The following is a 19,510-nucleotide window of genomic DNA, read 5'->3' as shown; positions in this document are numbered from 1 at the left end:
TAAAAACAGCTGAAATTTTAAAACCCTTTAGAATTTTAATATTCTTTTTTATATAATTGCTAAAATTTTTTAAAGGACTAACATGACCCCAGTCGTATTAGATAGCGTTAAACACGCGGATTTACAGTATCACGCGGATGCATTCCCTACCGCGCCTTTCGTGCCTGTAATCGCGCCGGAGATTCCGTTTTGCGCGGACAACCTCGTTATCGTATTTACCATCGAAAAAGAGCCCAAAATGGTGGCGCTGCTAGGGCGCACCAAAAACGTCCTAATCGATAAGGATTATAAAGGAACGGTGCCTTCCTCGGTGCAGAATTATCCGTTTTTCCTAGCCCAGATCGGCGAGCAAACGGCGATCTGCTTCGATGAGGACGCGCAGCAGATCAAAGGCGACGGCGAGGCGCTTTTTAAAGACGGCAAACCGACGCCGTTTTTACAAAATTTAAAAGAGGTGATGAAAAACTACGCCGATTTAGATATGCGCACGCGCGTTGCGGCGGCGGAATTTCAAAAGGCTGGGATTTTAGAGGCCAAGGAGCTCGGCATCAACTCTAGCGGCAAGGAATCGTCTTTGCTGAACGGCTTTTCGGTCGTAAATCGCGAGAAGCTTTTGAAGCTAAGCGATAAAAAGCTCGCGGATTTCGCGCGCCGCGGATATCTGGAGTTAGCGTATTTCCACCTAAAAAGCCTTGCAAATTTTCAGCGCCTAGGCGATAAGATCATGCAGCTTGACCCACCGACCGCGCAGAAAGAGGCGAAAAAATAGACGTTTTCGCCTCCTAAGTAGCTCATAATTTTTAGGATTTAATATCGCGAATTTGTAAATTTGCAAAACTTACGATCGTTTCGGGGCTTGAAGTTGCCATAACCGCATGCGAGCTTAAAGCCCTAGGAAGCTTCATTTGCGGCTAAACTAAATACACCGCAAATTTAGTCCTAAAATTTTAGCATAGGGTTTTATAACAAAATTTTGCAACAACACAGTATGCAAGATTCCACGCTGAAAATTTCAAGCGAGAAATTTTACTATAAAATTATATTAAATTTAAAATTTAATTTAAGTAGATCAATTTATAAAATTTTATCCACACTGCCTAAAACTTTAGTTTTAAATTTAATCCTGCTCTCGCGCTGAAATTTTACTCGCGATTTATAGAAATTCCCGCGGCTCGTAGATTTGCACGCCGCGCGCGTCGCTGCTAGCCGCATTTATCATCGCGCGGGCGATACTTGCGCCGCTAAGCGGTCTAAATTTGCCGAACACGCAGGCGGGCAGCAGTTTAAAAACCGCCGCCGCAAGCCGCTCTAGCGGGCGAGCATCAGGTCTCTCGCCCAAGATTATCGGCGGACGGACGATCTGAAGGCTGTCAAAGCGAAGCTCGCTCACGCGCCGCTCAATACGTCCTTTGGCGCGTAGATAAAAGCTTAGCGAGTCCTCGTTCGCACCCGGAGCTGATACGAGCACAAAGCACCGCACGCCCGCTGCTTTGCCCCACTTCGCCACCGCATAGACGTAGTCCACATCCACGCGCAAAAACGCCTCGCGCGAACCCGCCTGCTTCATCGTCGTGCCAAGCGCGCAAAAAATTTCATCAAATTTATACGATGCAATATCCGAGATACCCTCAAAATCAATGACCTGCGCGCGAAGCTTAGGGTGGCAAAAGCCTATCTCGCGGCGCGTCCACGCCTCTACCTCATCGTAACCCGGGCTCTCGCAAAGCTCGCGCACCAGTTCCCTGCCTACGACGCCCGTAGCGCCCAGCACCAAGGCGGATTTTCCCATTTTCACTCCTTAAATTTCTTTAAATTTTAACGCGTTGTGTGGTTAAATTTTACTTTTACCGTGCCAAAAATTTCGTCTAGTTTGCAAGTCGAGCCCGAAAATTGCGCGCTTGAGCTCGCATCGCAAGTCAAATACATAGCTCACGCGTTAAATTTCAAAGCCACGTTCGGCGCGAAATGTACATCAAATCAGCTTAAATTTTATAAGACTATACGCAGTCTAGAAGCTGCCGTTTCATCGCGATGCGCTAAAAGCGTAAAAATTAGCGTTCTCCCGCGTAGTCAAATCACGTAGCTTGTAAGCTAAACTCGAAGTTGTTTCGATCCGCCGCACCCACGCACGCGTCGCCATCGTAAAGCGCGAGCAGAAATGCCACTACCTCCTCACTACAATGGTACCGCGCAAAAGCTGAGTCATAGTCGTAGCCCGAATCATCCGTTGCCACGGGACCAAAAATTACGCTATGCAGGGTAAAATTTCGCGGCGGAATAAACGAGCTAAATTAAAATCTGCGCGCGGAGTAGAAAGCGCCCGAGCTAAGCTCGCGCCGCCGCCAGCGTTATGATCTGCTTAACCACCTCGCTCGCTGCCTTTAAAGAGCCTACGGGCAGATACTCGTAAATCGAGTGGAAATTATGCCCGCCGGTAAAGAGGTTCGGGCACGGCAGCCCCTTTGCGGAGATGACGGCGCCGTCGTAGCCACCTCGCATAGGCTTGGTCTTGGGCTCAATATTTAGGCTTTTAAAAGCCTGCTTCGCAAAACGTATCGCCGGCGCATCATCGTTTTTCAAAAAGTTATAGACATTTTTATAGCGGTCGTTTAGTAAAATTTCGATCCGATCGCCCCAGATCGCGCGAAGCCCATCCGCAGTTTTTTGCAAAAATTCCATGCGCTGCTCGTATCTTTTCTCGTCAAATTCCCTCACATCGATCTTTAGGACAGTCTTTGCGCTGTTGCCGCTAAGCTCCTTGACCCAAAAATAGCCCTCCTTGCCCTCTGTGTATTCGGGCGCCTCGCCCGCGGGCAGCAGCGAGATAAACTTATGCGCCAAAAGCAAGGAATTTACGAGCTTGCCCTTGGCGTTCATCGGATGAGCGGACTGGCCTTTGAAGGTAACGACGCAATCGCCCGCGTTCCAATTCTCGTAGATAAACTCACCGATGCCGCAGCAATCAAGGCAGTAGCCAAAGTCTGCGCCTATCTCGCTTACATCCAGTGCCTTTGCGCCCCGCAAGCCCTGCTCCTCGTCCGGTACGAAGCAAGCGATTATCTCGCCGTGCTTGATCTGCGGATTTTGGACGAAAAATTCCAGCGCATTCAGGATCGCGGCGATCGCCGCCTTATCGTCGGCGCCTAGCAAGCTAGTGCCGTCCGTTACGATAATCTCGTCTCCTTTGTAATCTCGCAGCTCCTCATTTTCGCTCTCTTTAAGATATATCTCTAGCTCTTTGTTTAAGCAGATATCGCCGCCTTCGTATCTTACGATCTGAGCTTTGGTATCATTCGTCTGCTCAGCGCTGGTATCAAGGTGGGCGAAAAACGCTATGCTCGCAGCGGGCGCGTCTAAATTTGAGGGAATTTTAGCGATCAAAATCGACTTTTCGCTAAGGCTGATATTTTTTATATCCAGGGCTTCTAGCTCGCCTTTTATGAGGCCTGCTAACTCGAGCTCCTTGGGATTTGAGGGCATTATGCCCGCAGCACCCGCGGCTCTATTTGTGGTGGTGTTAATTTTGGTGTAGTTTACAAACCTCTGCACGATATCCACAAATAACCCTTTTTACAAAATGAAAAATGCGATGATGCAGACGGATAGAAACATCCCTAGAGCCGTTCTCTTGGCGATCTGAATAGGACTTACCATCGCAAGTCCCGCGCAAACGATGCAAGCGCCCGCAATCGGCGATGCACTCCTGCCTAGCGCGCCGCTTATCGCAACCGCCATACCGAGCTTATCTTGTTCAAAGCCCAACGCGTCGGCGTGCACGGTCACGGCGGTGTTGAACGCCATCGACGCCGCATCTCCCGAGCCTGTCACGACGCCCATAAAAAACGGCACGAAGGTTCCGCCGAATTTTACGTAGCCCTGCTCGTTTTTAAGCCACTCGATTACGAAATCGATCGCTCCGCACGCGCTAAGACCCGCGACGAAGACGCCCGCTGCGATGATGATACCTATGATCTCAGCATACGCGCTACCCATTCCTTTGAAAAATTCCTTCGTAATTTTTTGAGGATCGGTTAGAGTAACGGCGATGGTGAGGATAGCGCCCAGTAGCATCGCTTCGGCAACGCCCATCTTCGTCCATTTTAGGAAAGAGACCTGATTTAGGCTCGTGCCGCCGATTACTAAGATCACTAGCGGTACTAGCGGCATAAGCGCGTATAAGACGTTTATCTTTTGAGGCTGCGCGTCTAAATTTGAACCGTCGGCGGAATTTGACGCAACGGAATTTACGCCGCCCTCTCTTTGCGCTAGATAATTCACCCCCTTGGTGTAGTCTTTGCAAACTATCGCCGTTATACTCATTACGATCAAAACCACGATCAAAGCGGTAATCGCGCTAGAAAACTGCACCCCGATGACGTCTTGAACCGTGTAAGATGGGTTGTGCGCCTTTACCATATCGGCGACAAATACGTTGTGCGCCGAGCCCGGGCTTAAAACGCTACCGAAAGTTCCCGCAAACACCGCCGCGCCCGCCATCTCTGGTTTAACGCCGGCAGCCATCATCACTGGGATCAGCGTAGCGCCGACCGCAGCCGAGCAGCCCGCAGCGGAAGGAATCGCGATATTGATAAAATATGTAAGCGCCACGACGATAGGGATCAATAAAAATCCGATATTTCCAAGAGGTCTGGTGAGTAAATTTACGAGCGCGCGGTCGCAGCCGGTAAATTTCATCACGAAAGCAAAACCCATGCTGGCGCAGATCGCCTTAATAAGACCTGCTTTAGTCATATACGAGGTAAAGGCATTTAGCCCGTCCAGAGGCTTTAGACAAAGCACGCACAGCACCAAACCCACGCCGATAAGCACGGTTTTAGTATCCTTTTTCATGATCAGTAAAGCGACGACTGCGACGATACCCGCAAGCGCCAAAAATAGCCTAAGTGTCTCCACGATAACTCCTTTTAAATTTTAAATTTACTTCCCACGGCGATGCGCGAGATCTCTTTTTTATACTCGAATTTTAGCACGTCCGCATGCCCCATCGCCTCGCACTCGTTTCCGTTTATCAAAAACGCGCTACCCTCGGGCATAGCATAGACGCTGTCGTTTTGATTGACGATCAAAAACTCCTCCAGGCGCTCCTCCCTGCTCTCGCCGTTGTGGTTTGAAATTTTACCGCTTATGAAGTGCGGATTGATCTGATACGGAAAGATCCCCAGAGCTACCGGCGAAGGCGGGAAGACGATCGGCATGTCGTTGGTAGTCATCATCGTCTTGCCCGCGACGTTTGCGCCCGCAGACCAACCGAAATACGGCGTACCGCCGTCCACGGCGTCTTTGATCGCGCCTAAGAGATCAAATTTATAAAGCTCATTTAGCAGCACGAAGGTATTGCCGCCGCCGATGCAGATCGATTTGGCATTTTTAACGGCGGCTTTCATATCGGCAAATCGATGGATCGATCTGATATTGCTATTCTCCAAGCAGTCCGCAACCTTCTGCTCATATTGCTCGTTTGTGCGCCTAACGCCCGCAAACGGAATAAATAAAATTTCATCCTCCCAAAGACCTCCTAAAAATTCCTTGATCCACCCCTTGCAGTGGTTCAGATAGCCGCTGTCTTTGTAACTAGAAGCGCTTAGAAGTAGTGCTCTTTTCATGCCTCTTTCCTTAAATTTTGCCGTTTAGCTTATACGCGCAGCGCAGATACACGTCCACTCCCGCAAGTAGCGAATCCTCGTCGAAGTCAAATTTGGCGTTGTGATGCCCTGCCGCAAGCGTCGTGCCGATCATCAAATATCCGCTTTTACCGCCCGCATCTTGCACCGAGCGCATAAAGTGCGCGAAGTCCTCGCATGCGCCGAAGCTTAGCTCCCTTACGATTTTATCATCATCGATAAACGGCGACGCCTTCGCCGCATCTTCGTAAAGCTGCGTGGTAGCCTCGTCGCTATCGCCGCCTGCGGTACCGCCCGTAACCTGCACGTCGTAGCTAACGCCGTAAATTTTAGAAACGCCCTCCACTATGTCCATGCATTTGGACTTCATAAACTCATTCAGTTCCGTGCTCTCGCCGCGCGTCTCGCACGCGAGATAGCCGTTAGGCGCGATGACGTTGCGCCCTTCGCCCGCACGCAGCACTCCAACATTGATACGCGTGACGCCGTCTGCGTGTCTAGTGATGCCGTGCATATCAAGCGCCATCTCGGCTGCGGCAAGCAGGGCGTTGGCTCCGTTTTGCGGCGCGCCCGCGGCATGAGCGGACTTGCCTTTTAAGCTTACGTCAAATTTAGTGGTCGCAAGCAGCTTCTTGGTACCGCAGATGATGCCTCTCATCGTGTTTGCCTGAAAGCCGATATGACCGCCAAGCAGATAATCCACGCCCTTGGTAACTCCCGCAGCTTCCATACCTACGGCACCTCTGGTACCCTCCTCGGCGGTTTGAAAGATAAATCTAAATTTACCCCTAAAATCGTCTAAGTTTTGCGCGATCAGCTTTGCCAAAGCAAGTCCCATCGTGATATGCCCATCGTGCCCGCACGCGTGCGTAATGCCGCTAATGTCGGAGCGAAAGCCCTCCTTAAAAGGGCGGTGATCCGCGTCCATGCTCTCGGTCACGTCTACGCCGTCTATATCAAATCTAAAAGCGACCGTCTTGCCCGCGCGCCCCGTGTCGATCTGCGCCACGAGACCCGTTAGTCCATCCTCCATCACATCAAGAAATTTTATCTGATCTGCGTTTAGCAGCTTTCGGGCGCGATCAATCGCCTTCTCGCAGGCATCCTTGCTACCTACGCCCTGTCTGGCTTCGGGCTTTACCACATCGCGACCGAGCTTTGTCTCATAGCCCAAGCGCTGCATACGATCTGCGATAACCGCGGTCGTAAAAAAGGTAAACCAGCCCGTCTCGGGATGCGAGTGAAAAAACCTGCGATCCCCGATCATCTCGCTTTTTAGCGCCTCTACTTTTTGTGCGATAGCATCCATATTCTCTCCTTTATTTTTTAGCTAAGTTTAACATCGCCGCAGCCAAAACCTTCGTAGCGGCAAACGCGTCGTGCCAGTTTATGCTCTCGTTTACGTTGTGGCTGATACCGTCCTTGCACGGTACGAAAAGCATCCCCACGCGATCCGCAAGCTCCGTCATATTCATCGCGTCATGTCCCGCACCGCTAGGAAGCCTTAGGCTTGGAATTTTAAGCTCGCCGGCACAGCTCTCAAGCAGATCTATCATCTCCTCGCTTAGCTTTACGGGACGATCCTTGATGAGATTTTTTAGTTCAAATCTGCACCCTCTGCGAGCGCAAATTTCATCTATCGCGGCGCAAATTTTATAGTCCGCCGCCCTAAGCGCTTCCTCGTCTATATCGCGTATATCAAGACCTAGAGTGCAGGAGCCCGGGATCACGTTTAGCACGCCGGGTATCGCATTTGCATAGCCCGTCGTTGCTACCGTGGTTTTGCCCGCCTTGGCGATCCTCTCCGCGCTTAAAACGATCTCGCTAGCGCAAGCTAGGGCGTCACAGCGCATATCCATCGGCGTAGCGCCGCTGTGATCGGCCCTGCCCTCGATCCGCAGCTCGTATCGCACGGGTGCGGCGATACCCGTGACGATGCCTACGGGGATGCCCCGTCGCTGCAATACCGGCCCCTGCTCGATATGAAGCTCGATATAGCTATGAAAGCTGGATTTGGGAAGGACGCAGCTTTTTAAATTTGCGGGATTTAGCCCGAAACCCTGCATAGCGTCAAACAGCGAAATTCCGTCTTTATCCTTTAGCTCGCCCAGCCGCTGCCGCGAGAGCTTGCCGCTGATTATCTTGCTGCCTACGGTCGCCATTTTAAAGCGGCTTGATTCCTCGCAAACAAATACGATGAGCTCCAGCGGTCGCGCAAACCTCTCTCCGCTATCTCGCACCGCGCGGATCGCCTCTAAAGCCGCCATAACGCCTAACGTACCGTCGTAAAAGCCGCCCTGCGGTACGCTATCGATATGCGAGCCCGCGCTGACGGACGGCAAATCGGGATTGCTGACGCCGCTAAATTTAGCGAAAATATTGCCCGTATCGTCGATTTTGATCTTGAAATTTTCTTTTTGAAGTAGCGATATGAGGAAGTCGCGCGCCTCTTTGTCCTCGCGCGAAAATGCAAGCCGCGTAAGTCCGCCGCCCGCCAAAGCCCCAAAGCGGCTTATCTGCTCAAACTCGCTTTTAAGGCGCTGCATGTTTATGTCCATAAATTCCCCTTTTCTTAAAAAATTTATGAATACGGCATTTTAATATTAAATTTATATAACAAAGCTGAAATTTACCTATCGCGGCGGCAAATAGGGCGCTAAAACGGCACGCGAGCAGAGCTGTTTTAAAAATGCGTTTAAATTTCATTTTGCCTTTTAGGCTTTAAAATCGCGACGCGCCTACTTAACTTCAGACTAAACGGATATAATTATCGCAAAAATTTAATGAGGAGCAAGGATGGAACATGGCTCGCTAGAGGGGCTTTATGAAAAGCTAAATGGGCTTAAAAGTGTGATAGATAAGGAGGAGTGTCTATTTGACGCGATAAGAGACGCCGTAGAAGCGGAAAATTTCGAATTTGCCGCGCAAATTTGCGACTTTGTGCTAAACGACGATTTTGAAAAATTCGGCGCGTTTTTAATAACCAGAGCGCTAATGTGGCTCACGAACTACATCGCGCAAAATTTAAAAGAAAGCGAATACCCGAATTTCGATGACTTTACGGACTGCCTGTGGAAATTTAAATGGATCGTCTCAGGCGTCGCCAAAAGCTCCATGATAGAAAAAGAGCTCATAGACGAGACAAACGAAGCGATGCTGTTTTACTATGAGCGCTTGGAACTCTCGCTGGCCTCATACTACAAGGCTTTGATGAATCAAAACATCGACATGGGCGATGCCAGAGAAATGAGGGCAAACTACGAGCTGTGGAAAAAGCTAGCCAAAGACGACATGAGTGACTGCGAAGCGTGCGAGGCTAGCGATGAGATCGCGTATCTGTGCTTTGCCGGCGAGCACGATGCGGCGCTAAAGCTAGCCGAACCGTTGCTCTCAGGCGAGCTAAGCTGCTCCGAGGTGCCGCACATAACCTACGCGCCGATACTTTTTAGCATGATAGCGCTAGGCAGGACCTGGGAGGCGAAAACCCTGCTACCCAAGGCCGCGGCGACGATCGAGTCAAATCCTCGCGTGATAAATCAGATCGCGCCGCTAATCGAGATCGCCGTTAGGCTGGATGAGCGCGAGACGGCGTTAAGCTTAGCTCGCAAACACTCGCACGCCATACTCGATAGCAACGACGATCTGAACGACCTGCGATTTTTCATCGCCGTTAGCGCGTTCGGCGATGAGAGCGACTATAAAACGGCTTTGGAACTGGCGGGTAAATTTGACGCTAGAAATCAAAACTTCTATTACGCCGATTATCTGAATAAATTTTACGAGGAATTCGGCGTTTGAAATTTGACGGTTTAAAAACCTAGCGCGCTTCGCCCGCGAAGCAGGACACCATTTCTCAAGCGCATACAGCGAGATAGTTTAAAATTTACGGCTCGATACTATTTCACGCTCGCAACGGCGAATGCGATAAAATTTACGCCGAACGGGTACAGCGGCTCGTGCGATAAATTTTATACCGCTTACTCGCGTACATTGGCAGCCGATTGCCGAAATAGGTGATAGAGTGCATGCATGGCATCAAATTTTAACTAGATCGGTGCAGACGAAAACAAGTATTTGCGGTAGCCAAGACTCGTATTCTAAATTTTAGCCGCCGAAGAACGTAAAATTTACCAACCCCGCCGTCAATCTCGCCCTTAAAAACACGCGCGACGACAGCGCATCTTCACCTAGATTTAGCGGCAAATTTAATAGCAAAATTTTAAAACGTGGCACGATAAAATTTTAAAACAAAATTTCAAGTAGATTTTTAAATGCAAAATTTCAAACGGAATCTTGAATGCAGAATTTCAAAAAAATTTTAAAATTCCAAGAGTATCATCCCTTGGAATTTTAAAGTTAATGCTTGGCTAGGTAATTTGTGTCGTAGTTATTATCCACGAAATCGGGGTTGTTCATCATCCTAAGATGAAAATCGCGCGTCGATTTTATGCCGCCGATGATGAGCTCGTCTAGCGCGACCTTCATCTTCGCGATCGCGCGATCGCGGTCCTTATCGTGGACGATGAGCTTGCCGATCATACTGTCGTAGTAAGGCGGCACCGAGTAGCCCTCATAGACGTGGCTATCCATACGCACGTTTCTGCCGCCCGGAGCGACGTATTTTGTAATTTTGCCCGGGTTTGGCATAAAGCTTTTGGAGTCCTCGGCGGTGATGCGGCACTCAAGCGCATGCCCGCTAAATTTTATCTCGCTTTGAGGCAGTAGCTTCTCGCCCTGCGCGATACGGATCATCCACTCGATCAGATCGAGTCCACTGCGCATCTCGCTTACGGTGTGTTCGACCTGCAGGCGGGTATTCATCTCAATGAAGTAAAATTTCTTATCCTTGCTATCGTATAAAAACTCAAACGTTCCCGCGCTTGCGTATCCGATCGCCTTGGCGGCGCGAACCGCCGTTTCGTGCAGGCTCTTTCGCGTAGGCTCGTCCAAGATCACGGCTGGGCTTTCTTCGATCAGCTTTTGGTGGCGGCGCTGCATCGAGCAGTCGCGCTCGCCGATATGCACGACGTGTCCGTGCTCATCGCCCAAGACCTGAACCTCGATGTGGCGCGGGTTTGTGATATATTTTTCCATATACATCGTGCCGTCGCCGAATGCACTCATCGCTTCGCTCTCTGCCGACCAAAAGAGCTTTTCGATATCCTCTTCGCGCTCGACCACGCGCATTCCGCGCCCGCCACCGCCGGCTGCGGCTTTAATGATGACCGGATAGCCGATTTCGGCGGCTAGCTTGCGTGCCTCTTCGACGCTTGCGATCGCGCCGTCGCTGCCAGGCACTACAGGGATGCCCGCGCGCATCATCACTTGCTTAGCCTTGCTCTTATCGCTCATTAAAGTCATCGCCTCGACGCTTGGACCGATAAATTTAATGCCGTGCTTGGCGCAAATTTCGACAAAATTTTGGCTCTCGCTTAAAAAGCCGTATCCCGGGAATATCGCGTCGGCTTCGGTTAGCTCGCAGGCTGTGATGATCGCGGGGATATTTAGGTAACTATCGCTACTGCGCGGTCCGCCTATACAGACCGACGCGTCGGCGTATTTGACGTAAAGCGCGTCCTGATCAGCGGTGGAGTGCACGACGATGGCTTGCTTGCCCATCTCTTGGATCGTGCGAAGCGCGCGCAGGGCGATCTCGCCGCGATTTGCGATTAGAATTTTCTTAAGCTCCCTCATAGCTTCTCGACCTCAAACAGCGCCATAGCATATTCGACCGGCTGTCCGTCGTCGACGAGGGCTTTTTTGATGCGGCAGTCGAATTCCGCCTCAATCTCGTTCATAATCTTCATCGCTTCTATTATGCCGATTGTATCGCCCTTATGCACGACCTGGCCTACGCTTACGAACTCTGCCGCACCTGGACTTGGCGCTTTATAAAAAGTGCCCACCATCGGGCTGTCGATCGTATCCATCGCGCCTTTTGAGGCGGGCTTATCGCCCACGAGCACGTTTACCGCAGGCGCAGCAAGCTGCGGGGCAGGTGCCGGTGCGGCGAGCTGAGGCGTGCTCCCACCGCATGGGCCATATTTTTTTATCTCGATCTCAAAATCTTTATCTTTAATTTTTAGCTCGTTAATGCCCTGCTTCTCACCGAAAAAGTCCATTAACTCTTTGATTTCTGCTTTTGTCATAAATTTCTCCTGAAAAAATTTGCGAAATTTTAGCTAAATTTTTATAATTGTTTCTTTAAATGGATTTTTGCGGGACTTTTAAGAAGTGCAAAGCGAAATTTACGACAGAATTTGCGGACTGATTTTAAGGATTTATAGGTTGCAATTTACCTCGTTCATTTTAAGCTCGAACTTCGCAAGCGAGACACGTAATTTTGCCGCAAGAGCGCGAAATTATTTTGAATTATTTAAAATTTATACTTAATTTTACGACTAGAATTCTACGCTTCAAACGTTAAATTCCGCGCCTTGCTTTTCTTTAAAATTTCGCGCTGAAATTTTGTTTTATAACCCCGCGCCGAGATTCTATCCACGCAGGGTTTCTGCGTTAATGCGTCGCAAAAAAGCTCTGAATTTTCGCTTTATCGCTCGTTTTGCTAAGGGCCAGCATCAGCAGCACGCGCGCCTTTTGCGGATTTAGATTATCTGCGGTTAGAAAGCCAAGTTTTGCGTCGTCCACCTCCGAGCTAACGCTAGTTGAGCCGCTGCCCGTGCGGCTTGAGCGCACAACGACCACGCCCGCTTCGCTAGCTTTTGCGAGCGCGGCCTGCAAATCCGGATATAAATTTCCACTGCCTACGCCCGCTACAACGATGCCCTTAGCGCCTTTTTGCACCGCTGCATCGACCAAATCGCCGCTGTCTTGCGCGTGTCCATAGATGATATCGACGCGCGGCAAGGCCTTGATATCCTTGATATTAAATTCGCTTGCAACGGTGTGTTTGCGAAGCGGCGCCATATAAAAATTTACGACGCCATAATTTACGGTGCCGATTTTGCCGGAATTCGGCGAGGCAAAAGCCGCAACGTTAGTAGTATTTGTTTTCGTAACCTCGCGCGCGGCGTGGATTTCGTCGTTCATCACTACAAGAGCGCCCTTTTCGCGAGCGTTTTTATCTGCCGCAACGCTTACGGCATTATAGATATTTAGCGGGCCGTCCGCGCTCATCGAATCGGCGTTTCGCATCGCGCCCACCAAAACGATCGGTTTTTTAGATTTTACTACCAGGCTTAAAAAATATGCCGTCTCCTCCATCGTATCGGTTCCGTGCACGATGACGACGCCATCGACATCGTTTTTAGTAAGCAGTTCGCTTACGCGGTTTGCGAGCTTGAGCCAAATTTCATCGTTCATATCCTGCGAGCCGATATTTGAAATTTGCTCGCTTTTAATCGTAGCTAAATCCCCCAGCTGCGGCACTGTCGCTAAGATATCTTCTACGCCCTTTGAGCCTGCGGTATAGTTACCCTCCGTAGCGCTTGCGCTGCTTCCCGCGATAGTGCCGCCGGTAGCTAAAATATAAATATTTGGCTTCGCAGCAGCCAAAGATGACGCGATAAAAAACGTAATAAACGCAAATTTCTTGAGTAGCCCCATAGTTGCTCCTTAAAAAGTGATAAAATTTTTATAATTTAAGCAAAATTCTAGCATAAAATTTTTATTATATTTTATTTTGCTGCTATAATGCGCGAAAAATTTTGATTATTTTAAGGAAATTTTATGGGACTGAAAAGCGATAAATGGATCAGACAGATGTCGCAGCAGCACGATATGATAGCGCCCTTTTGCGAGGAAAATATCGGTCGCGGCGTCGTTAGCTACGGACTTTCCAGCTACGGATACGATATAAGGGTCGCAAGAGAGTTTAAAATTTTTACAAACGTCGGCGGAACGGTCGTCGATCCTAAAAATTTCGACGCAAAAAACGTCGTGGATTTTGAGGGCGACGTCTGCATCGTGCCGCCGAATTCCTTCGCGCTAGCGCGTACTATCGAATACTTCAAAATGCCGCGCGACGTGCTTGCGATCTGCCTGGGTAAAAGCACCTACGCGCGCTGCGGCATCATCGTAAACGTAACGCCCTTTGAGCCCGGTTTTGAGGGGCATATCACGATTGAAATTTCCAACACCACGCCGCTGCCTGCAAAAATTTACGCAAATGAAGGCATAGCGCAGGTTTTGTTTCTGCAAGGAGATGAGCCGTGCGAGGTGAGCTACTGCGACAAAAAGGGCAAATACCAAAGCCAAAAGGGCATCACGCTGCCTAGAATTCTAAAGGATTAAGCAATGAAAAATTTAATCATCGTAGAATCCCCCGCAAAAGCCAAAACGATCAAAAATTTCTTAGGCGCCGATTACGACGTAATCGCGTCCAAAGGCCATATCCGCGACCTTCCTAAAAAACGCTTCGGCATCAAAATCAAAGATAAAAGCTTCGAGCCCGAATACGAAATCAGCGCCGATCACGATCAGATCGTAAAGCAGATAAAGACGCTCGCTAAAAAGGCGGATCAAATTTACCTCGCGACGGACGAGGACCGCGAGGGCGAGGCGATCGCCTATCATATCGCAGCTTCGATCGGCAAGCAAGCGGAGGATCTGCCGCGCATCGTATTTCACGAGATCACCAAAAGCGCGATCTCAAACGCGCTAAGCTCGCCGCGCAAACTCAATATCGCAAGCGTAAACGCCCAACAAGCGCGCCGCCTGCTCGATCGCATCGTGGGCTACAAGCTAAGTCCGCTTTTAAATTTAAAGATTCAGCGCGGCTTAAGCGCGGGTCGCGTCCAAAGCGCCGCGCTTAAAATCGTCGTCGATCGCGAGCGCGAAATTTTAAATTTTAAACCGGTAGAATTTCACAGCATCGACGCGGTTTTTAAAAAGGACTTAGAAGCCGAGCTCGTGGAATTTCGCGGCGAGAAGATGGAAAAGCTCTCGGTCAAAAACGCAGCGCAAGCTAGCGAGATCGTCCTGACGCTGCAAAAAGACAAATTTAGCGTAGAGAGTATCGAGAGCAAGTCGCGCAAGACGAACCCCTATCCGCCGTTTATGACCTCGACGCTACAACAGGCGGCGAGCACGGCTCTGGGCTTTAATCCGCGCAAGACGATGAGCCTTGCGCAGAGCCTTTACGAGGGGGTTAATACCAAAAACGGCGGCGCGATTACCTACATGCGAACCGACTCGCTAAATATCGCTAAAGAAGCGATCGCGGCAGCTCGCGAGCTCGTAGAGGAGCGCTTCGGCGAAAAATATCTACCGAAAAGCGCGAATTTATACGCCACCAAAAGTAAAGGCGCGCAGGAGGCCCACGAGGCGATACGGCCTACCGATCTAAAGCTTACTCCCGAGCTCGCGCAAAAAATCTTGCCTCGCGACGAATACCGCCTTTACGCGCTTATCTACAACCGCTTCGTAGCCTCGCAGATGAGCCCTAGCGTCTCGCAGATCCAAACGATCATCGTGCGCGGCGAAGCGGGCGCGTTTAAGATCAACGGACGCAAGGTGGAATTTGACGGATTTTACAAGGCTTACGGCGATCTGGATAAGGATAAAATTTTACCGAGCCTTAGCGCAGGCGATGCGATGAGCCTGCAAAGTCTAAGCTCGCAGCAGCACTTCACCGAGCCGCCGGCGCGCTATTCGGAAGCGAGCCTCATCAAAAAGCTCGAAAGTCTCGGCATCGGCAGGCCCTCGACCTATGCGCCTACCATCTCGCTGCTTACTGCGCGCAACTACGTAAATATCGAGCAAAAGCATCTGGTGCCGAGCGAGATCGCCTTTAAGATCACTGAGATGCTGGAGCAAAATTTTAAAAACATCGTCGATAGCGAGTTTACCTCAAAAATGGAAGAAAAGCTCGACGACATCGCCGAAAATAAAGCGGACTGGCAGCAAATTTTAGCGGATTTTTACTACCCTTTTATGGACGAGATCGCCAAAGGAAAAACCTCGATCGCAAGCCAAAAGCTAGCCGAAAAGATCGGCGAAGCATGCCCGAACTGCGGCGGCGAGCTACTTAAAAGACAGGGCAGATTCGGCGAGTTCATCGCTTGCTCGAACTATCCGAAATGCAAATACTCCCGCAACGCGGACGCTAGCGCCGAGGGGGCGAGCGAGGAGAAGGCGGCGCCCGAAGTGCTAGATGAGAAATGCCCACAGTGCGGTAAAAATTTGATCAAGCGCAGGGGCAGATACGGCGAGTTTATCGCTTGCGAGGGCTATCCGAAGTGCAAGTATTCACGCAAAATCGAGGGCGCGGCAAAGGAGAAAAAGCCGCTGCTCTCCACCGGCGTTAAGTGCCCGAGCTGCGGCACGGGCGAGATCGTCGAGCGCTTCTCCAGACGCGGCAAATTTTACGGCTGCACGAACTACCCTAAATGCGGCTTTGTGAGCAACTACGCGCCGATTGCGCGCGCATGCCCGCAGTGCGGCAACTCATACATGCTCCGCAAAGAGCTGAAAAAAGGCAACTTCGCCGAGTGCCCGCAGTGCAAGCTTAAAGAAGAGATCGATTGATAATAGGCGTCATCTCGGACTCTCATCGCGAAACGGAGGTCGCCGCAAGCGCCATAGAGTGGCTGCTCGCGCGTGGAGCTGATCTGCTCGTGCATGCAGAGGGCATCGTCGCGAGCGAGACGCTGCGGCTTTTGCGGCAAAGCGGCAAACCCTACTTCGCGGTTTTAGGAAACAACGACGAAGCGCTTACCGAGTTTAAAAATGAGTTTAACCTACGGGGTGAGCCCTTCTGCAAGGAGTTTGCCGGGCTTCGACTAAAAATAATGCACCATCTGTTTTATCTCTTTGACGAGGAGCCCGCGGCGCAAAATGAAGCATACAGGCCAAGCTTCGCCGCGGATTTTGGCTCACGCACGGACACGGATCGCGCGGTAGATTCTCGCAGGAATTCCAGCGCGAGCCTAGCTAAAAATTTAAGCTTAAGCGACGAAGCAAATCGCAGCGCAAATTTAGGCTCAAGCTGTAGGACAGATCACAGAGAAATTTTAATCTCAAATTATAAAGCAACGGATCGCTCGGTAAATTTAGACGCAAATTTTAATGCCGCGGACGTTGATGAAATTTTAAACGGCACATGCCGTGCAGATGAAAATTTCAAAAACGCGCATAGCGCGAGTGCGAATTTCAAAAGCAGGCAATCCGTAAGTCTAAATGTGAGCTTGGGCGTGAATACAGGCGTGGATGTGAACTCAAACGCAAATTTAGACTTAAGCCTGGACGCAGACCTCGCTTCAAGCCCGAACGCAAATTTAAACTCAAATGCAAATTTAGCCGATAATACGAGCCCAGATATGAACTCTAAAGCAAGCTTGAGTGCGGATCGCGCAGTAAATTTAACGGCGCCGAGTTTAAGCGCAAATTTAGTCGCGCCGAACTCGTGCATAAATTTAGCCGCACCAAACTTGAACTCAAATTTGACCGCGAGTTCGGGCGCCAATGCAGGCGGCGAAAGTAAAAATCGGGGTCCGTGCGGGTGCGGCACGGATAAAATTTCAACTATCAAAATTTACGGCCACACCCACTATTTCGGCGCGGCGGTAGATAAAAACGGCGCGCTCGTGTTAAATCCGGACGAGATTTGCGGGCACAAAAGCGGCTTTCCAGTTTGCCTGCGTTGTGGTACAAGAGCGAAAATTGCGCATATTTCGTCTCTGTTCGCAGCGCAAAGAACTATAAAGCGACCGAAAGGAAGTCTTAAAATGATACTAAAAGCCCCTGGGCAGCCAGAGAAAATGCTAGAAAGATGCGAAAAAATTCTAAAACAGCGCGGAGAAAATCTAAAAGGGTGCGAGGCCAAAGCGTATGAATGAAATTTACGTCCTAATCGCGCTATCGTTTTTGATCTTTGCTTCGCCCTTTTTGGCTAGCTTAGCTAGAATTCCGCTCTCGCCCATGGAGATCATGCTTGGCATCATAGCCGCAAATTTAGGACTTTTACCGCCAAGCGCGACCTTCGATCTAGCCGCACAGATCGGCTTTTGCTACCTTATGTTTTTGGCGGGCTGCGAGGTGGATTTCCGCGCGCTGCTTGCGATGCCGCGCAAAATTTTGCGGCTGATCCTAATCTTTTTGGCGCTACTTTATATCCTAAGCGCGCTTGCGGTTTGGGTGTTTGAACTGCCGCAGATGCTTATCATCGCAGCGCCTCTGATGAGCGTCGGGCTGCTTTCGGCGCTGTATAAGGAATACGGCAAGTATCAAGCGTGGCTCAATCTCGCGATGCCCGCGGGCGTGATCGGCGAGCTCATCAGCATCGCCGCCCTCACGGTGGGCGGCATCTACCTTAAAAACGGCTTCGGCGTAGAGATGGCGCTTCATATCGGCGCGCTTTTGGGCTTTTCCGTGGCAGCCTTGGCTGTTTTTAAAGGGCTTGAAATTTTATTTTGGTGGTTCCCCGCGCTAAAAACGGTCATCATGCCCAAGTACGACAAAAACGAAAAGGACGTGCGCTTTGCGATGGCGCTGTTTTGCCTCATCTGCGCCGGAGTAATGCTTTTGGGGCTTGAGGTCGTCATCGGCGCCTTTATCGCAGGCACGTTTCTGCCGACCTTTTTCTCTCACAAGGACGACCTCATCGAGAAGCTATCGTCGTTCGGCTTTGGCTTTTTGGTGCCGATATTTTTCATACACACCGGAGCCGTGATCAAGCTAGAAGCGCTCCTTATGCCCGGAGTGATGAGCTTTGCCGCGAGCTTAGCGGCGCTGATGTTCGGCATCAGGCTACTTGCGAGCGCTACGTTTTTAAGCACCCTGGGCCGCAAAGGCGCGGTGCTTTTCGCGCTATCGCTATGCATGCCGTTAACCCTCGTCATCGCCACGGCGACGCTTTTTTACTCCACCGCCGCAATATCGCAAGAGATATACTTCGCGATGATCATCGCCTCGCTCATAGAGGCGCTCGCGTCGATGATTTTGATAAATTTTATTTACAAGAAATTTTAGGGCGGGGTTTTAAAATTTTGATATTATAGGATTTTGGAATTTTAAAGTCTTATGAAATTCTAGAATTCTATGAAATTTGATTTTATGCGAGACTAAAATGGAGTTAAATTTAAAGCTCTATTTTGCGCCGCAATCGGTTAGGTCTTGAAGTTCCATAGTGTAGTTTATATCTGGTTTCCAAGCATCATAGTCCCTGTATGCTTCTAACATTTCTTTCAGTAAATTTAAAATATCTTGTAACTTTAAATTTGCAGTACAATTTGGCTTTAAATCTAAAAGCTTCCAAATTCTATGAAATTTGTTCTCGGTGGAATTTATATCAAAGCTATAATCAATAGTTAATTTCAATAGTTCGTTGTCGCAATACATGGTCCAAATTGCTTTTGCAAGCAACGCTCTATCGTAATTAGGATCTGGAAAGCTATAAATTTTTAAAAGCCAACAATCTAATTGCCTATCTATTGTAAAATTTAGATTTGGCAACTTTGCTCCATAATTATACTTACCATATAGCGCACTTAATCCATACTTCTCATCATCCTCTTTAGTGATGATTGCATTTTCAAATGCCATCTGCGCTCCTTGGAATTTAAAATTTAGCGTGCAAACAGAAATTTCAAGTGCAAATTTATGCAGAATTCTGCGACGCAGCCGAAAACGACCAGCATGGAAATTCCAAACTCGCGCGCTTAAAGATAGACCTACGAGCTTACCGCGACTGCTAACTCGCTCGCTGCGAATATACTTGCTCCCTCTAGCCGTAGCAAAGCAAATGCGGCTCGCTAGCAAAGCTAGCGACAAAAATTAATCGCAACCCCTCCGTAAGAAGCATAACTGCACGATCTGTGGACGGACTAGCAAAGTCACGGCGAGCCGATTAAAATTTAAGCTTTAGCTTGCGGCGCTTAAAAGCCGACTTAAGCTTAGACGCGGTGCGG

Annotated in this window: 16 protein-coding genes; 6 read left to right on the top strand and 10 right to left on the bottom strand. The window is 49.7% G+C overall.

The window, feature by feature from the left end; all coding sequences use genetic code 11:
• Nucleotides 1-82 precede the first annotated feature (82 nt).
• Complete coding sequence (locus Q0460_RS08620; protein ID WP_299086361.1) at nt 83-769, top strand: SapC family protein; 687 nt, start codon at nt 83-85, stop codon at nt 767-769.
• A gap of 384 nt (nt 770-1,153) precedes the next feature.
• Here the strand turns inward: Q0460_RS08620 and Q0460_RS08615 are convergent, their stop codons facing one another.
• The 6 genes from Q0460_RS08615 to Q0460_RS08590 form a co-directional block, all read right to left on the bottom strand.
• Nucleotides 1,154-1,789, bottom strand: a complete 636-nt coding sequence (locus Q0460_RS08615) for an NAD(P)H-binding protein (protein WP_299086360.1) — start codon at nt 1,787-1,789, stop codon at nt 1,154-1,156.
• Between the two features lie 536 nt (nt 1,790-2,325).
• Nucleotides 2,326-3,558, bottom strand: coding sequence for a peptidase T (pepT, locus tag Q0460_RS08610; protein WP_299086359.1), 1,233 nt, complete (start codon nt 3,556-3,558; stop codon nt 2,326-2,328).
• A gap of 12 nt (nt 3,559-3,570) precedes the next feature.
• Nucleotides 3,571-4,914: a C4-dicarboxylate transporter DcuC gene (gene dcuC, locus Q0460_RS08605; protein ID WP_299086358.1), complete on the bottom strand. Its 1,344-nt coding sequence runs from the start codon at nt 4,912-4,914 to the stop codon at nt 3,571-3,573.
• 11 nt (nt 4,915-4,925) lie between these two features.
• The gene (gene pepE, locus Q0460_RS08600; protein WP_299086357.1) at nt 4,926-5,624 is read right to left on the bottom strand and encodes a dipeptidase PepE; all 699 of its coding nucleotides are present in this window, start codon (nt 5,622-5,624) and stop codon (nt 4,926-4,928) included.
• Nucleotides 5,625-5,634: 10 nt separating this feature from the next.
• Nucleotides 5,635-6,951 carry an amidohydrolase gene (locus tag Q0460_RS08595; RefSeq protein ID WP_299086356.1) on the bottom strand — a complete coding sequence of 439 codons (1,317 nt, stop codon included), beginning with the start codon at nt 6,949-6,951 and terminating at the stop codon, nt 5,635-5,637.
• A 10-nt stretch (nt 6,952-6,961) separates the two neighbouring features.
• Nucleotides 6,962-8,200: a M20 family metallo-hydrolase gene (locus tag Q0460_RS08590; RefSeq protein WP_299086355.1), complete on the bottom strand. Its 1,239-nt coding sequence runs from the start codon at nt 8,198-8,200 to the stop codon at nt 6,962-6,964.
• Between the two features lie 238 nt (nt 8,201-8,438).
• Between Q0460_RS08590 and Q0460_RS08585 the strand changes: the two genes are divergently transcribed.
• Nucleotides 8,439-9,440, top strand: a complete 1,002-nt coding sequence (locus Q0460_RS08585) for a hypothetical protein (RefSeq protein ID WP_299086354.1) — start codon at nt 8,439-8,441, stop codon at nt 9,438-9,440.
• Between the two features lie 558 nt (nt 9,441-9,998).
• Here the strand turns inward: Q0460_RS08585 and Q0460_RS08580 are convergent.
• The 3 genes from Q0460_RS08580 to Q0460_RS08570 all read right to left on the bottom strand — a co-directional run bounded on the left by Q0460_RS08580 (nt 9,999) and on the right by Q0460_RS08570 (nt 13,157).
• Nucleotides 9,999-11,336: an acetyl-CoA carboxylase biotin carboxylase subunit gene (locus Q0460_RS08580; RefSeq protein ID WP_299086353.1), complete on the bottom strand. Its 1,338-nt coding sequence runs from the start codon at nt 11,334-11,336 to the stop codon at nt 9,999-10,001.
• A complete protein-coding gene (gene accB / locus Q0460_RS08575; RefSeq protein ID WP_299086352.1) occupies nt 11,333-11,791 on the bottom strand; it encodes an acetyl-CoA carboxylase biotin carboxyl carrier protein in 459 nt (152 codons plus the stop codon). The genes Q0460_RS08580 and accB overlap by 4 nt, the downstream gene beginning before the upstream one ends.
• Nucleotides 11,792-12,158: 367 nt before the next feature.
• Nucleotides 12,159-13,157: a type II asparaginase gene (locus Q0460_RS08570; protein ID WP_299086385.1), complete on the bottom strand. Its 999-nt coding sequence runs from the start codon at nt 13,155-13,157 to the stop codon at nt 12,159-12,161.
• Nucleotides 13,158-13,331: 174 nt separating this feature from the next.
• Here Q0460_RS08570 and dcd point away from each other — a divergent pair, with 174 nt between their 5' ends.
• From dcd to Q0460_RS08550, 4 genes are read left to right on the top strand one after another with little or no spacing between them, the layout of a single operon-like run.
• Entirely contained in the window at nt 13,332-13,895 is a 564-nt protein-coding gene (gene dcd, locus Q0460_RS08565) for a dCTP deaminase (protein WP_005871523.1), read from the top strand.
• Nucleotides 13,896-13,898: 3 nt separating this feature from the next.
• Complete coding sequence (gene topA, locus Q0460_RS08560; RefSeq protein WP_299086351.1) at nt 13,899-16,130, top strand: type I DNA topoisomerase; 2,232 nt, start codon at nt 13,899-13,901, stop codon at nt 16,128-16,130.
• Complete coding sequence (locus tag Q0460_RS08555; RefSeq protein WP_299086350.1) at nt 16,127-17,440, top strand: metallophosphoesterase family protein; 1,314 nt, start codon at nt 16,127-16,129, stop codon at nt 17,438-17,440. Before topA ends, Q0460_RS08555 begins: the two co-directional genes overlap by 4 nt.
• Nucleotides 17,433-18,572, top strand: a complete 1,140-nt coding sequence (locus Q0460_RS08550) for a cation:proton antiporter (RefSeq protein WP_299086349.1) — start codon at nt 17,433-17,435, stop codon at nt 18,570-18,572. Before Q0460_RS08555 ends, Q0460_RS08550 begins: the two co-directional genes overlap by 8 nt.
• A 117-nt stretch (nt 18,573-18,689) precedes the next feature.
• On the opposite strand, the gene Q0460_RS08545 is transcribed toward Q0460_RS08550, so the two are convergent.
• On the bottom strand, nt 18,690-19,145 hold the full coding sequence (locus Q0460_RS08545; RefSeq protein WP_299086348.1) for a hypothetical protein: 456 nt from the start codon (nt 19,143-19,145) through the stop codon (nt 18,690-18,692).
• Nucleotides 19,146-19,510: the final 365 nt, after the last annotated feature.

Source organism: uncultured Campylobacter sp. (assembly GCF_937980635.1).
In the GTDB taxonomy this organism is placed as follows: Bacteria; Campylobacterota; Campylobacteria; order Campylobacterales; family Campylobacteraceae; genus Campylobacter_B.
Note: the sequence above shows the minus strand (reverse complement) of the source record. Positions and strands in the feature narration are given on the sequence as shown.